The sequence below is a fragment of the Rhodococcus jostii NBRC 16295 genome (assembly GCF_001894825.1).
Classification (GTDB): domain Bacteria; phylum Actinomycetota; class Actinomycetes; order Mycobacteriales; family Mycobacteriaceae; genus Rhodococcus_F; species Rhodococcus_F jostii.
This window is the reverse complement of record NZ_BCWY01000017.1, coordinates 81,813-96,886: the sequence shown is the minus strand read 5'-3', so window position 1 is coordinate 96,886 and position 15,074 is coordinate 81,813. Positions and strand designations below refer to the sequence as shown.

The window sequence follows — 15,074 nt, the reverse complement described above, 5'->3', positions numbered from 1 at the left end:
CGGTGACCCCATTCCCAACCGTGCGGCGGCGTCGCCCCGAAGCCTGTGGTGATGATGTATCGACCGCAGCTGAGAGAACCGGCAGGACAACGATGCCGGCACCACCCTGACGTCATCAATCAACCCTCCCACCAGCGATGTGTCACCCCTGTCTCGTAAGACCTCGACTGTAACGCCGACCACCGACAAGCAGCCCCGAACCAGCCCACCGGCGAACCAGGGCCAACCGATCTCGCCACACCACCCGCACCACCGTCTACCGACCCTCGGCCGCGTGGTCGAGCATCCGGCCCACTCCGCCCGCTGCCCCGCCGACTCGAACCGTGATCCATGCAGACCCCCGATGCACCTCACCAGTAGCGCTCTCCCGCAACATCTTTTCCTGATTGGCCAACGACGCTGTTGTCCTCTCGAACCCCACACCCGGCAATACACTGCCTCCACCCTCTCCGGCGTCGCTCCCGCACACTCCCATCCGGGCCTGCCCAGGTAGGAGCCGAGGTCCGGGCGGTCAAAGATTCGGTGACCCGAAACCGGTGCGCCGAGAAGGTCACCGGCCCTCCCATGCCGCCTTGCACACCCCAACCACCGACATAACAAGTATTCCGCGGCCTCACCAATTCACACCGGCAGACAGTGTCAGAACCTATTAATTAGTGTTAGATATATCGGCAACAGTTGAAAGCCTGTCGGGCCGTGCTCGTGTGCAGTGTTGTCTTTGGTAGTGCTGTGTCTCAGTTGGATTTGTTCACCAGCGCGTGCAGAGCGTCGCGTGTCTCTTCGTCTGCCGAGTAGATGACAGTGCCTACCATCCCGCGGGTAAGGAGCACCTTGTAAACATTGCGCACCAATTTGTTGAACCGGGCATCGCCGACTCTTTTCGAATTTCGCATATCGGGATCTCGATTAGCGGAGCGAATAGTTGTGAACTGGCCGTCGCGCCACACGAGATCGGGCCCGAGGATGACGCCATTCCAGTCGTATTCAAATCCTTGGGCGGTATAGACGCATCCGACCTGGTCGAAGCCACCGTCCTCGGTGGCCCACAATGGTGCTGATGGTGCGTCTCCGACACGTCTGTCGCTCTTACTGTTCCAGGGCCGTGACCAGTTACCGATCTGGACATTTGCGGGTAGCGAACCGTCCTTGTTGGCGTCGCTCCACGGCCAGCAATAGCCGGCTGTCATTCGGGCGGTGTAGCCGCACTCTTGCTGCTGCGAGAGGAGATGCTCTAGTTCTTGCGGTGTATCGGCAACGCGAACCGCGAACTGCGGATCACCCCTCCACTCGTACGGCCCACCCTCGACTAGCCCGAGTAGGCGCTTGACCCAAGTACGTACTCCTCACTAACACCGCAGCGAAACTGTTCGCCGAGGTGTACGTGCTGTGTCACGAGGCCGATGGTCGTGGCGTGACGCTGGATCTGTTCGAGCGAGCCCATTTCACCGGGACGAACCACCTGATGCTCATCCAGGAGAAACACCGGTACGCGAGCGGCGGCGATCAGCTCGTCGATCTGAGGACGGTCGGTTCGCAGTTCTGCCTTGGTGTACCGGTCAACGGACGTTTCGCGGATGCGGTGTGCCTCGTCGAGAACGAGCACGTCGAGCCCGTTGCGCTCTGCGGTCATGAACTGGTTGAAGTACTTGAACATCTTCTGCACTCGCGGGGAACGTGCGCCCGCGACCTTACGGAGCGTCTGCGTGAATGATCGAGATCCGTTTGCGTGCAAGACGGTTCGGCCCGCGTCGGGCGAGCTCGCCGACGAGAGACAATGCGATCACACTCTTGCCGCTGCCCGGCCCGCCTGTGACGATGATGATGCGTTTGCCGTCGTTGGCGCGCGCCCGCTCGACGGAATGCAGCACCAGGTCGACCGCGAGCTGTTGCTCGCCGAGTAGGTGGAACTGTGGTCGGTCGCGGACTTCGGCGGCTGCAACTTTGAGGAGTTGTTGGGAGGGAGCAACCGCGGAGCGGATAAGAGTGTCGCCCGCCGTGTGGCCCGTCGTGGCGGACAAACGCGTCTTGAGGAATGTGACCATGTCGCCCCGGTCCGCGGCTGTATACAGTCGTGCGGTCGCACTTACAGGGAAGGCTCGTAGATCGGCGACTGCGCCGGGATCAGTGGCGTTGTGAAGGTACGCGATTCCTGCGAGCGCATCGGGCTGATCGGCGAGTGCTTTTGCGAAGTCGGAGAGATAGTCGCAGTAGCCCTTCACCTGAGCAACGGGGTGCAGCTTCGGCCCGCCAGGTATGCCTGGGACGTCGACGAGTTCCACGCTGTCTTCGTAGCGGTGTGCCGCTGACCACTGTTTGAGTTCGACGACCACATACGACGGCTCACCCGTTCTCGAGTGAGTGCCGGCGAGGACGACATCGGCCCGCTGCGAAGTCAGTGGGAGATGGTATTCGACGAGCATCTCTACGCTGCCTAGTGTCCCGCGTCAGAAATTCGTGAGATATATTTGGCGAGGGAATCGAGGATCTCCTCGGCGGTCTTGTGCCAGACGAACGGCTTCGGGTCGTCGTTCCAGGTCTTGACCCAGTTGCGAACGTCTTTCTCCAGGCGCAAGTCGATGCAGCCGATGGCGCAGCGGCTGCAGGTGGATCATCAGCGGTTGCAGCAGTTCGTGACCACCTCGAAGTGGGACGTGGCGCCGGTGCGGAAAACCTTGTCGCGCAGGGCTTGTGATCTGATCGCCCCGGATGCCTGGGTCATCGACGACACCGGGTTCACCAAGGACGGTGATCGCTCCCCGGGCGTGGCCCGGCAGTACTCGGGCACCCTCGGCAAGGTCGGCAACTGCCAGATCGCGGTCAGCGTGCACGCCGCTTCCGATGCGGCCTCGGCGCCGTTGGGCTGGCGCCTGTTCCTGCCCGAGAGCTGGGACGACCGGTCCACCACCGACCCCGACGCGATCGCGGCGATCACCGCCCGCCGGAAGCGGTCCGCGATCCCCGACACCGAGCATCACCGCACCAAGTGGGAGATGGCGATCGAGATGATCGACGAGCTGATCGAGTGGGGTCGCATTCCGCCGGCGGCGGTGGCGGACGCCGGCTACGGCGACGCCACCGCCTTCCGGCTCGCGCTGACCGAACGCGGCATCGACTACGTCGTCGCCGTCAAGGGCGCCACCAGCGCCTATCCCGGCGACGCGGTCCCCGAGGCGCCGCCCTACAGCGGCCAAGGGCGCCCACCGGCCCCGCGCTATCCGGGCCCGGCCGCGAGCTGCAGGGACCTGGTCCTGGCGGCCGGACGTAAGGCCCTGCGGACCGTGACCTGGCGGCGCGGCAGCAAGGCCGACCCGGCCAATCCGACCGCGGCGATGCGCTCGCGCTTCGCCGCGCTGCGGGTCCGCCCCGCGAACCGGGACATTCCCCGCGCCGAGGACGGCGCCCTTCCCGAGGTCTGGTTGCTCGCCGAGTGGCCCACCGGCGCCGACGAGCCCACCGACTACTGGCTCTCCACCCTCCCCGAGGACACCCCGCTGCCCGAGCTGGTGCGCCTCGCCAAGATCCGCTGGCGCATCGAGCACGACTACCGGGAACTGAAAACCGGACTCGGACTGGACCATTTCGAGGGCCGTTCCTGGCTGGGCTGGCACCACCACGCCACCCTGGTCACCGCCGCTCACCTGTTCATCACCACCCTCCGCCTCACCGACCCAAAAGCGACTGGGCAGGACTGACCCTGTACGGCATCGTGCGCGAACTCCAACGCGCACTTGCCCGTTGGATCGGTACCTGCCCACTGTGCCACCACACCTTCCCGACATAACAAAGTACTACTAGTGTCCTGAGTTATTGATCCGTTGAATATGGTTGGTAGCATCGGGTAATGGCACTTTCTGGTCGCCCGAAGGCGGAATTGGTTCTGTCCGATGTCGAGCGTGACACGCTGCTGGGTTGGGCTCGACGCGCGAAGACGTCGCAGGCGTTGGCGCTGCGGGCGAAGATCGTGCTGGCGTGCGCGGAGGGCGTGACGAACAAGGATGTCGCTGCGAGGCTTGGAATCTGGCCCCAGACGGTGTCCAAGTGGCGGGCCCGGTTCGTCAAGGATCGACTGGCGGGCCTGGCGGACGAGCCGCGGCCGGGTGCGGCTCGCACGATCACCGACGAGCAGGTCGAGACGGTGATCGTCAAGACCCTGGAGGAGACGCCGGCGAACGGGGACACGCACTGGTCGACCCGGTCGATGGCCCGCACCACCGGCATGTCCCAGACCGCGATTTCCCGCATCTGGCGCGCTTTCGGCCTCAAGCCGCATCTGGTGGACACCTGGAAGTTGTCCACCGATCCACAGTTCATCGAGAAGGTTCGCGACATCGTCGGCCTCTACCTCGCCCCGCCCGACAAGGCACTGGTGCTGTGCGTGGACGAGAAATCGCAAATGCAGGCGTTGGACCGCACCGCCCCGATGCTGCCGATGATGCCCGGCGCGCCGGGCCGCAAGACCCACGACTACATCCGCCACGGCACCACAAGCCTTTTCGCCGCCCTCGACATCGCCACCGGCAAGGTCATCGGCCAGCACCAGCGACGACACCGCCACCAGGAGTTCCTCCGGTTCCTCAAGACCATCGACAAGAACACCCCCGCCGAGCTGGACCTGCACCTGATCTGCGACAACTACGCCACCCACAAGACCCCGGCGATCAAGACCTGGCTGGCCGCCCACCCGCGGTTCCATCTGCATTTCACCCCGACCAGCGGTTCCTGGTTGAACCTCGTCGAACGCTGGTTCGGCGAGCTGACCAACCGCAAACTCCGCCGATCCACCCACCGCAGCGTGAAAGAACTCGAGACCGACGTCCAAGCCTGGATCGACGCATGGAACGACGACCCAAAACCCTTCGTGTGGACCAAAACCGCAGACGAAATCCTGGACAACCTCGCCAACTACTGCACGCGGATTAATCAACTGAACAACGACTCAGGACACTAGCCCTGCATCGCTTAAGTCGCGGGCCAGAACTGGGAGACTGCGACTCCAGGACTTCTGCTCTGCGTCGCTCGCCCGGCGACCGGTTCGAAACAGCATCTGTTCAAGAAGCTGTTCAGCCAAGGACTCGGGATGAGCCATGCCGACGATTCTGTCGGCAGAGGTACGAAGCAAGGTCACAGTGGGGTCTCCCGGACAGCACGAATCAATTCGTGCGGGTGGGGGCATGTCCGTGGCTGTGAATCACAGCGGAAGTCCGTCGGGCCGCAACACACAGATTAGCTGAGTTGCGCACTCTGCTCGTGCAGCGGTGTGCCGTTCCAGCCGAATGGCCCGCGATGTCCAAGCCGTGGCAGCTTCCACCAATTGGTCGCCAGCACGCCACGTTCGGACGAAGAGTCCTTTTCGGTCTCGGATCCAGGTCACCATGGACATCTCATTCCATGACTGGCCGCGAGGTCGCCGACGCCGAGGATCAGCGCCTCCAACCGCGGCGGCACCTTCCGCTTCACCCGCGCGGTTGTGCCTCACACATTCTGTGGTCAGGTGCGATAAGACCGATGCTTCATGCGATTACCGACGCCGGGTCCGCTGTCACGGTTGGGACGTTTGGCGGTGACCAGTTCGGCAGCACCATCGCTCGCGCCCGCATCACCGACCTTGTTGGCTACTGCCAGTCGGCAGTGGTCGGTGCCGCGGCCCGGACGCAATCGGCGAGTGACACCGAGTCGCGACCGTGTCTTGGTAGTGCCTCTGCGACTTCTCGCTGCCAGTAGGCTGCAGCACGGCGAGCGACATCAGCTTCCCTCCAACTCTGTGTACTTCGTGGTCTTGCCCCGCGACTCCTCTTCTGGGTACTTCTTGTCGTTCAGCTCGACCTTTTTCCTCACGACCTCGGCGAGGTCGACGTCTAAGACCTCAGCCAGCCGCAGCAGGTAGATGAAGACATCGGCGACCTCTTCCTCGACATGCGCACGCGTCTTCGCATTATGACCGACTGCTTCGCTTTGCTGGGGAGTCAGCCACTGAAAGATCTCGGTGAGCTCGCCGACTTCGCCGCTGAGCGCCATTGCAAGGTTCTTCGGGGTGTGGAATTGGGACCAGTCTCGGCGTTCGGAGAAGTTCGACACCAGTGACTGGAGATCTTTTATTCCCATGTCGAATTCTTATCACGCACATCGGGCTGGATTGTGAAGACGCGGAACCTCCCCGATGCGCGGTGTCGTGTGGTTCTATGCCGGCAGGGTCGGTTCGACAAAACGATAATGGTGTTCGACCCTGTCCTTCCCAATCTGAGGAGTCTCGCGGCCCCTCAAGCCAGATGAAGTCATCTTGATCGAAGGTGCTTGCTGGAACATCCTGTTTGGTCACCGGATCACGGGGTCGAGTCGAACATGCTCGCATCGTGGATTACGAAACCCAAAAAACCTTAAGGGGACCGATCTGTCATTTGCCGCGCCCAAGTAAGGTTTCGCCGCGGAGTGTCGGCCGGGGCGAAACCACTCCTCGTTTAACGACTCGCTGCCTATCCTCGCTCGTCTTCGATGTCGTCGATCCGCCGAACCCAGTCATCGAACAGGCCCTGGCCGTCCATGAAGCGCTGGAGCGCCCGTGAGATCTTCGCGAGAGGCTTCCTCAGATCTCGACTCATGGAAGCGACGCGCTGGGCGCTATCGTTCATGCCGTCCAAGCCCTTGACTGCCTTCTCGCCGCCATCCCGAAGGCCTCGAATTCCTGCGGTGAATGTCTCGAACTCGCTGTCGTCTCTCACGTTCGAGAAATCGTCGGCGATGTTGAGCAGGATTCCGGAGATCGCGCTATCCATCCGGAGCGCCTGATCGGCGTACTCCGTGGCGGTGTCGAGGATGCGATCAGCCATTGGGTCCAGTTCGCTTGCCAGTCGTCGGGCGACGGCCAACTTGGCCGCGGCCCCTGTGGACCGTCCGGCGGTTTCAAGCTTCGGTGCATAGTCGGTGAAGACGGCGCCGATTTCTGTAATTTCCGAGGACAGCGTCTCGATGGTCTTCGTCCATGTGGGAAACAGCACCTCAACCTCGGCCATGTCGTCGAGAAGGCCGGGTGCGTCATCGCCGACTTCCTCTGTGAGTGTCGCGTCGTCAGCGGCGGCGGCCAGCACTTCCGGCCGCTCGGAGATTGTGTCCGCGATTTCGGCGAGTCGGAGGGCGAGCTTGTTGACGGCCGCTCGGTAGAGCGGGCTCTGCTCGTCTTGCAGTCGAAGCGCGGTCCAGTCCTCGTACTGCGTTGAGGCGATGATGGCGTTCACCTCATCGTCGGAATCTTCCTTCAGGTTCTGGACCACTGTGTACAGGATCGGAAGCAACAGTTCCTTGACCCCACGCCTTTCGGCGTGCTGTGCGAACTGAATCAGTTCGCGCCTGCACTCGGGCCTCTTGAGATACCGGGCGGTGACGATCGGAATGAAGAAGGTGGTCGCGGCGAGTGCATCGTCGATGGTGTCTCGCCATCGGGCGGGCACCCCATGAGATGTCGTCTCTGTCCACGAACATGTGGATTTCGTTGCCTGTGATGAGGGAGTACTCCGCCTCAATTCGCTCGCACAGTCGGAGAATCCGTCCATGCTCCGCATCGTTGTCGGCGTGGACGTAGCTCCAGAATCCTGCAGGCTGTTCACTTGTCGCCATGCGGCGAATCGAACCAGACAAACTAGTCGGTCGGTATCCGTCGCCCGAATGTATCGCGAAGTGTCACATACCTGATTGATGCCCCGGCCCGGCTTCCGACTTGTATGGCGGGGCGGTCTCGTGTTCGAACCGACGGGTTCGTAATGTGCAGTGGGAGAACGTGGGACTGGCTCAAGGTCGCTTCCTGCCACCCGACCGGCCGGAGGGTTGGCTCACGGAGGGTTCTGCTCTTCCCGCGGTCTCCGTTCGCGGCCTGGCTCAACACAGGAACGTTCACCCGCGGTGACCGAAAGTCGGAATGCTGGCCACGAATACCCCGTCCACCAGCACGGAAAGAGGCACACCACGGTGATCGTGATCGGCATCGACCCGCACAAGCCCACCCACACCGCGACCGCGGTCGACTCCACCAGCAATAGGACCTCGGCTCGATCCGGATCAACGCCGCCTCAAACGGCAGATCGCGAAAAGACTGTGGCGCACCATGACAGACGACCACTTCGACAAACTCAACGCGATCGTCTCCGAACCCGCGTAGGTGTCTTCTCGTCTCGTGCACCTGTGGGAGTCCTGGCTGACTGCGGATGGCGATACGCCGTCAGTTACCAACGAGCGGCGATAGGGGTCGTGTGCCCGAAATCGCGAGTCGGCGACGCACGCAGCCACCGCCGCTGCGTTTCGTCTACGAGGCCCTCACCGACCCGGATCGCGACCCCATGCGCCCGTGGTTGGTCATGCACGACGACGAACAACGCCCCGGAATTGCGGACGCTATTGATCCGAACGTGGTGGTCTATACTTCGATCTGGCCGTGGCGACCGGATGCGCGGATCCGATTCGATTGATCGCATATCTGACGCTGGATCGGTCGAAAATGACTTGAGCACAGAATCTTCAGCGATCGACGCACTGGGTCCGAGAGCGCCGTCGGTGCGAGTGGACTGTGTGGCTCCTGTGGGGGACTTGAGCGTCGCGTAGCCCACACAGACAGGGCATTTTTTCGTCGAGTGGAGCGCGCGCCGTTTCATCCCGGCGAGATCGGCCCCGACGTGCGCCGGTAGGGACACGCAGTCCGTGATGTCGACGCCGCCAGGTTGTGGCCCGATTCCCGGGGACCGAGGGTGCCGTCGGCGGTATTGACCACAGGCAAGGATCCGATCACCACCTGGGAAGGCCGTCCCGCGGCGACTGGAGAGATCACCCCAGTCGCCGCGGGGGTGGGTTCAACGGCCGGTCAGCGCCCGGGCCTGTTGTGTCAAAGCGACTGTCGCCGTACGCAACTGGTCGGCGGAGTCGAGTGGCTCTGCGTATCCGACCCGGGTCACGGCCACGCCGCGGGGGGTGGTGACGCGCAGGTCCAGTCCGTAGCGGTCGGCGCCCTCGCAGGTGGCGGCGCTCGCGTCGGGGAAGCCGCCGAGCGCCTGGGCCATGGCACGCAGGGCGTCGGCGTGGTCGGCGTTGAGGTGCTCGATCGCCGGGCCGGCATGCGGGGTGACGGGGTCCGCGGTGGCAGCGGCGTAGGACTCTTCGCTCGCCGAGTCCATTCGCCCGTAGCCGCCGACCCACCGCACACGCTGCACCCGCAGCACCCAGAGCGAGAAGTCGCTGAAGTCGATGTAGACGTGCGCCGCCGGGACGGCCGCCAGGTGCGCCTCCCGGGCGGCGGCGAGTTCGTCGCCTTCCGGGCGGTAGACGTACCCGGCGAGGGTGATGCGGGTGCTGGCCAGCGGATCGGAGGGCGGGTTCGGCGCGACGATCGCGATGCTGGCGCGGGGATCGTGCGCGAGGTTGCGGCCGTGCTCGGCCATCTGCGACACACACAGCACGGGCGAGCCGTCGAGCAGACCGTAGGTGACGAACGACGCCCACGGGTCGCCCTCCCTGGTCAGGCTAGCGAGGGTGCCTACGTTCGTCGTAGCCGCGACCGTCCGGGCCTCCTCGGCGGCGGACGGGCGGGCGGGGTTGGCGACCTCCTCCAACGGTGGCGGGACGGTCGGGGCGTCGCCGGGATCTCCATGATCTGTGTTCGTCATTCGCTGAACGGTACGCCGCCAGGAATTGGCGGTGGCATTGCCGCCCACCTGCGCTTACCGTTGAACTGAGGGCTCGATCGCCAAGTGGCTATGCGATGCGACCGGGTCCTCGCGAAGCATGATCGTGGGTGATGCGAGATGACCGCGTTGGGTGTGCTGGCGCTGGTGCTGGGTGTGCTGTTGATCGTCGTCGAGGCACACGCACCGACCGCGGGTGTGCTCGGCGGGATCGGGGCCCTGTTCGTCGGCGCGGGTGTGTGGCTGCTGTTCACGTCCAGCGACACCGCGCAGATGATCGCCATCCCGGCGGCCGCGGGAGTCGCGGTGGTCGGCGTGGGTCTCGCCGTGGTGGGCGGCCGGAAGGCACTCGCCGCCGGGCACGCGCCCGTGCGCACCGGGATGCAATCCCTCATCGGATCCGACGCCACCGTCCGCAACTGGAAAGGCCGGCAAGGTCAGGTCGAGGCCGCCGGAAGCCTCTGGCGGGCGCAGACCCTGTTCGGGGACGACGAGACACCCACCGCGGGCGATTCCGTCATCGTCGAGCAGATCCGCGGACTCACCCTCACCGTGCGCCGCCGCGAACCCTGGGAGCTGCAACTATGACCACCATCATCGTCATCCTGTGCGTCGTCATCACCCTCCTCGCCGTCCTGGCGAGCAGCTCGATCCGGGTGCTCCGCGAGTACGAGCGGGCCGTCGTGTTCCGGCTCGGCCGGCTGATCGACCTGAAAGGCCCGGGGCTGGTGCTGCTGATCCCCGCGATCGACCGGATGGAACGGGTCAGCCTGCGGACGGTGACCCTGAAGATCCCCGTCCAGGAAGTGATCACGCACGACAACGTGCCGGCCAAGGTCACCGCCGTCGCCTACTTCCGGGTGGTCGATGCCGATAAGGCGATCGTCGAGGTCGAGGACTTCCTGGCCGCCACCCTGCAGATCGCCCAGACAACCCTGCGCTCGATCCTCGGCAAGGCCGACCTCGACTCCCTCCTCGGCGAGCGGGAACGCCTCAACGAAGACCTGCAGAAGGTCATCGATCAGCAGACCGAACCGTGGGGCGTCAAGGTCACCACCGTCGAGATCAAGGACGTCGAGATCCCCACCAACATGCAGCGGGCCATCGCCCGGCAGGCCGAGGCCGAACGGGAGCGTCGCGCCAAGATCATCAACGCCGAAGCCGAATTCCAGGCGTCCGCCAAACTCGCAGAGGCCGCCGACGTCATCAGCCGCAACCCGACGACCCTGCAGTTGCGGTACCTGCAGACACTGAGCGCGATCGGCGCCGAGAACAACTCCACCGTCGTGTTCCCGATGCCGCTCGACCTGGTCCGCCCGTTCCTCGCCGCGGCCAAGGATGCGGCAGCGACGGACGACGGCGACGAGCGCGCCCGGTTCGAGGCTCAGGCCAATCTCGCCGCGATGATCCCGCCCGCGGGCCCGGAGACGCGCACACCGCACCACGCACGCAACTGACGTGCGCTGCCGTTCACCGTCCGGCCACCGCACGTGCCCCGGGAGGTGACCGGAGTGCGCTTGGCTAGGGTGGGCAAGCAGCAGGCGTCCACCCGGGCCCCTGCCCGTCGGGCGAGCGGAAGCGAGAGACCGATGAGCGGCACAGAGGCAGCCGACATGCGGACGGCCGAGTATCCGCGACCGTCGCATTTCGTGCTGCACCTCAGCGACACCCATCTCGTCGACGACGACCTGCTGTACGGGGCCGTCGACAGCGAGGCCACGCTGCGGCAGATCTTCACCGAGATCGAGGCGTCGCACTCCCGCCCGGACGCGCTGGTGTTCACCGGAGACCTGACCGACAAGGGACAGCCGGGGGCGTACGAGAAGCTGCGGGAGATCGTCGAACCGGTAGCGGCGTCGCTGGGCGCGACGGTGATCTGGGCGATGGGCAACCACGACGACCGCGGCCACTTCCGGACGGAACTGCTCGGGCAGGAGCCGTCGTACGAGCCGATCGACCACGTCTACGACGTCGACGGGCTGCGCATCATCACCCTCGACACGACGGTCCCCGGACATCACCACGGCGAGATCTCCGAGAGCCAATTGATCTGGCTCGCACAGCAGCTCGCGGTTCCGGCCCCGCACGGATCCATCCTGGCGCTGCATCATCCGCCGGTGCCGTGCGTCCTGGACCTGGCGGTGCTGGTGGAACTGCGGGACCAGCCGCGCCTCGCCGACGTGCTCCGCGGCAGCGACGTCCGGTCGATCCTCGCAGGACACCTGCACTACTCGACGACGGCGACGTTCGCCGGCATTCCCGTTTCCGTCGCGTCGGCCACCTGCTACACCCAGGACCTCAACGTCCCGGCCGGCGCGCTGCGCGGACGCGACGGCGCCCAGGGCTACAACCTCGTGCACGTGTACCAGGAGACGATCGTCCATTCGGTGGTCCCGATGGGCAGCTACGACACCGTCGGCGAATACGTCACCGCCGAAGAAACCGAGAAGCGGCTCGCGGCCGAGGGCGTGCGGATCCCGGACGCCGGTGAGCAGATTGTGAAGCCCGTCCGGGTCTGATCAGCCCCTGCGGGGAAACTTCTCCCGGTAGGCCATGACGTCGGAGAGCCGGAACCGGCGATGGGTGCCGCGCATCTCGAGGGGAAGCGCGTCCGTGTCGGCGAGCCGGCGCACGTAGGTGTCGGAGACGCCGAGGATCTCCGCGGCCTGCGACGTGGTGAGCAGGTCCGCGACCGCACCGAGTGCCACACTCTGCCCGTCGGCGAGGAGCGTGAGCAGTTCGAGCACCGCCGCACGCGCGGGATCGGGAACGTTCACACCCTCGACCGTGACGGCCGGGGACGCCGCGAGGGCCGCCCCGAGCTCGGCCGCGACCGTCGGGTCGAGCGCGGGAACGATGTGGTCGATGCTCATGGGTCCACGATCTCATGAGTCTGCCGGGCGAGGCCGCGGAGCGGTAGCCTTTTCAGATGGACGAGTTGCACAATCCCGAAGCCTTCGAACTCGCGCGCGCCGACCAGATCGACGTGACGCCGGAGATCGACGAGATCGGCGAGCTGCTGCGCAAGTCCGGCCGCAAACACGCGGTCGACGAGACGGACGAGCCCTGGCGGCACGGATACCCGTACGACACGAAGATGACGCGCCGGCAGTACGAGAACCGGAAGCGGAAGCTGCAGATCGAACTCCTCAAGTTCCAGGCGTGGGTCAAGGAGAACGGCGAGAAGGTCGTCATCCTCTTCGAGGGCCGCGACGCGGCCGGCAAGGGTGGCGCGATCAAGCGGTTCACCGAACACCTCAACCCTCGTGGCGCGCGGGTGGTGGCGCTGGAGAAGCCCACCGAACGCGAACGCACCCAGTGGTACTTCCAGCGGTACGTGCAGCACCTGCCGGCGGGCGGGGAGATCGTGATGATGGACCGCTCCTGGTACAACCGGGCAGGCGTCGAACGCGTCATGGGCTACTGCACCCCCAACGAGTACCTCGAGTTCACCCGGTCGGCGCCCGAGTTCGAGCGGATGCTCGTGCAGTCGGGCATCCACATCGTGAAGTTCTGGTTCTCGGTGGGCCGCGAGGAGCAGCACGCCCGGTTCGTGTCCCGCAGCACCGACCCCGTCAAGCAGTGGAAGCTCTCACCCACCGACCTCGCGAGCCTCGACAAGTGGGACGCCTACACCGAGGCGAAAGAGGCAATGCTGTTCTACACGGACACCCCGCACGCGCCGTGGACGGTCGTGAAGTCGAACGACAAGAAACGCGCCCGCCTCGAGGCGATCCGCTGGATCCTCGACCGATTCGACTACACCGGCAAGGACGAACGCGTCGTCGGTAAACCCGACTCGCTCCTCATCGGTTCTCCCGCAACGGTCTACGACGAGGGCGAGCGCCCCGCCGATTCGATTCCCGCCGTCTGATCAGGCCCCGGTCTCCCACGGCGCCGCGATCGGGAAGTAGTTCTCCAGGAACTGCGTCACCTTCCTGGTCCGCAACTCCAGGTCGATCTCCGGTGCGCTGCCGTCGTTGAGACAGAAGAAGTCCATCGACCGTTTCGCGAGCAGCGAGTCCATGTCGCGCAGCCCCGACTTCATGGTGGTGTCGACGTACTTCACCCGCGCCGCCGTCTGCACCACCGCGCGGCCACTCATCAGCGCGTAGTAGTGGTACAGCGAGTTGGTCACCGAAATGTTGGAGCTGGCCCGGAAAGTGCTTGCGGCCGTGGCGGCGAACTCGTCGGGGAACTCCTTCTCCATCTCCTCCATCACGCTCTTGCGGAGCGGGGTGGCGGCGTGTTCGAGGTGCCGGGTGGTCATCAGCCCGAAGCGGTCCTGAAGCAGTCGCCGGTTGACGCGGGCCGCGTTCTCGAAGCCGCTGCGTTCGTCGTCGTTGTGTCCCAACCCGATTCGGGTGGTCGCCTCGATGAACATCGTGATGCCGCCGGGGGAGAAGAACATCTGTGGGCCCACCGAGCGGCCGAAGAACATGTCGTCGTTGGAATACAGGAAGTGTTCGGCGAGATCGGGGATGTGGTGCAGCTGGCATTCCACGGCCTGCGAGTTGTGGGTGGGTAGCACCGACGGGTCGGCGAAGAACTCCTCGCTGGGCACGAACGTGACCCGTGGGTCGTCGGCGAGCCACGCCGGACGGTCCGAGTCGGTGGCCACGAAGATCCGCCGGATCCACGGCGCATACATGTGCACCGAGCGCAGCGCGTACTTGAGTTCGTCGATCTGCCGGAACCGGGCGGCGGAATCGTCACCCTCGCCGACCACGTAGTTCTGCATCCGCTTCGCGCGCTGCGCCTGGAATTCCGCCGAAGATCCGTCCACCCAGGAGAACACCAGGTCGACGTCGAAGTTGATGTCCGACGCGTGGTCGGCGAACATGTTCTCGATGGTGGGCCACACCCGGCCGAACCGCTGGACGGTGCCGCGGACCGCCTCCTCCGAGCGCACCACGCGCCGCGTCAGCGAATTCTCCATCGGCAGCACGATCTCGTCGTCGCTGATCGACCACAGCTCGATCTGCACGCCCGTCGACGCCCCGTAACTCAGGCCGCTCGCCAGGTGCACGCGCGGACGGAACAGCCGGAAGATGCGGGCCTTCGACGTCGCGGACAGGCTGCCGTCGGAGACGAGGACGGCCGGGCCCTTGGCGTCGACGGTCTTGGAGTAGAAAGGACGGTCCTCACACGCGGCGACCAGGGCCGCACGCAACGCCTTCCGCTGCGCCCAGTTGACCGCGATCACCGGACGCTCGTCGTTGCCCCGCACCAGCAGGTACTCGATCCCGGCGCCGTCGAGGACGTCGCGGACGAACAGCAGATCCTCGACCATCGCCTCGTGCGGCGTGGTGTGCGTGATCGGCAGAGCGAACCGGCCCTTGAACCGGACCACGTCGGCGCGGTCACGCAATCTCGACGCCGCGGCGGCGGAGGCGTGCGCGACCGCGTCGGCGG

General features: G+C 65.0%; 10 protein-coding genes and 2 pseudogenes. 6 read left to right on the top strand and 6 right to left on the bottom strand.

Features of this window, described 5'->3' with window-relative positions; genetic code table 11:
* Positions 1-734: 734 nt before the first annotated feature.
* A pseudogene (locus RJ1_RS13935) lies at positions 735-2,042 on the bottom strand (DUF2075 domain-containing protein).
* Positions 2,043-2,564: 522 nt separating this feature from the next.
* Here RJ1_RS13935 and RJ1_RS13930 point away from each other — a divergent pair.
* Positions 2,565-3,692, top strand: a pseudogene (locus tag RJ1_RS13930) (IS701 family transposase); the annotation flags it as partial.
* A gap of 149 nt (positions 3,693-3,841) precedes the next feature.
* Complete coding sequence (locus RJ1_RS13925) at positions 3,842-4,948, top strand: IS630 family transposase (RefSeq protein WP_073360741.1); 1,107 nt, start codon at positions 3,842-3,844, stop codon at positions 4,946-4,948.
* A 794-nt stretch (positions 4,949-5,742) separates the two neighbouring features.
* Here RJ1_RS13925 and RJ1_RS13920 read toward each other — a convergent pair.
* From RJ1_RS13920 to RJ1_RS13905, 3 genes are all read right to left on the bottom strand, one after another.
* Positions 5,743-6,102, bottom strand: a complete 360-nt coding sequence (locus RJ1_RS13920) for a nucleotide pyrophosphohydrolase (protein WP_073360740.1) — start codon at positions 6,100-6,102, stop codon at positions 5,743-5,745.
* Between the two features lie 368 nt (positions 6,103-6,470).
* Entirely contained in the window at positions 6,471-7,544 is a 1,074-nt protein-coding gene (locus tag RJ1_RS13915; protein ID WP_240319748.1) for a TIR domain-containing protein, read from the bottom strand.
* Between the two features lie 1,287 nt (positions 7,545-8,831).
* Positions 8,832-9,641 (bottom strand): HugZ family pyridoxamine 5'-phosphate oxidase, encoded by an 810-nt coding sequence (locus tag RJ1_RS13905; protein ID WP_073360808.1) that lies wholly within the window; start codon positions 9,639-9,641, stop codon positions 8,832-8,834.
* Positions 9,642-9,779: 138 nt separating this feature from the next.
* Here RJ1_RS13905 and RJ1_RS13900 point away from each other — a divergent pair, with 138 nt between their 5' ends.
* The 3 genes from RJ1_RS13900 (at position 9,780) to RJ1_RS13890 (ending at position 12,178) form a co-directional block, all read left to right on the top strand.
* Positions 9,780-10,247, top strand: a complete 468-nt coding sequence (locus RJ1_RS13900; protein WP_073360738.1) for an NfeD family protein — start codon at positions 9,780-9,782, stop codon at positions 10,245-10,247.
* On the top strand, positions 10,244-11,116 hold the full coding sequence (locus tag RJ1_RS13895) for a slipin family protein (RefSeq protein WP_073360737.1): 873 nt from the start codon (positions 10,244-10,246) through the stop codon (positions 11,114-11,116). Before RJ1_RS13900 ends, RJ1_RS13895 begins: the two co-directional genes overlap by 4 nt.
* A 132-nt stretch (positions 11,117-11,248) precedes the next feature.
* The gene (locus RJ1_RS13890) at positions 11,249-12,178 is read left to right on the top strand and encodes a phosphodiesterase (protein ID WP_073360735.1); all 930 of its coding nucleotides are present in this window, start codon (positions 11,249-11,251) and stop codon (positions 12,176-12,178) included.
* Here RJ1_RS13890 and RJ1_RS13885 read toward each other — a convergent pair whose 3' ends face one another.
* Positions 12,179-12,532 carry a helix-turn-helix domain-containing protein gene (locus RJ1_RS13885; RefSeq protein ID WP_073360734.1) on the bottom strand — a complete coding sequence of 118 codons (354 nt, stop codon included), beginning with the start codon at positions 12,530-12,532 and terminating at the stop codon, positions 12,179-12,181.
* 56 nt (positions 12,533-12,588) lie between these two features.
* Here RJ1_RS13885 and ppk2 point away from each other — a divergent pair, with 56 nt between their 5' ends.
* A complete protein-coding gene (gene ppk2, locus RJ1_RS13880; RefSeq protein ID WP_073360732.1) occupies positions 12,589-13,533 on the top strand; it encodes a polyphosphate kinase 2 in 945 nt (314 codons plus the stop codon).
* On the opposite strand, the gene RJ1_RS13875 is transcribed toward ppk2, so the two are convergent.
* Positions 13,534-15,030 (bottom strand): stealth family protein, encoded by a 1,497-nt coding sequence (locus RJ1_RS13875; protein WP_174694982.1) that lies wholly within the window; start codon positions 15,028-15,030, stop codon positions 13,534-13,536. It abuts the gene before it with no gap.
* Positions 15,031-15,074: the final 44 nt, after the last annotated feature.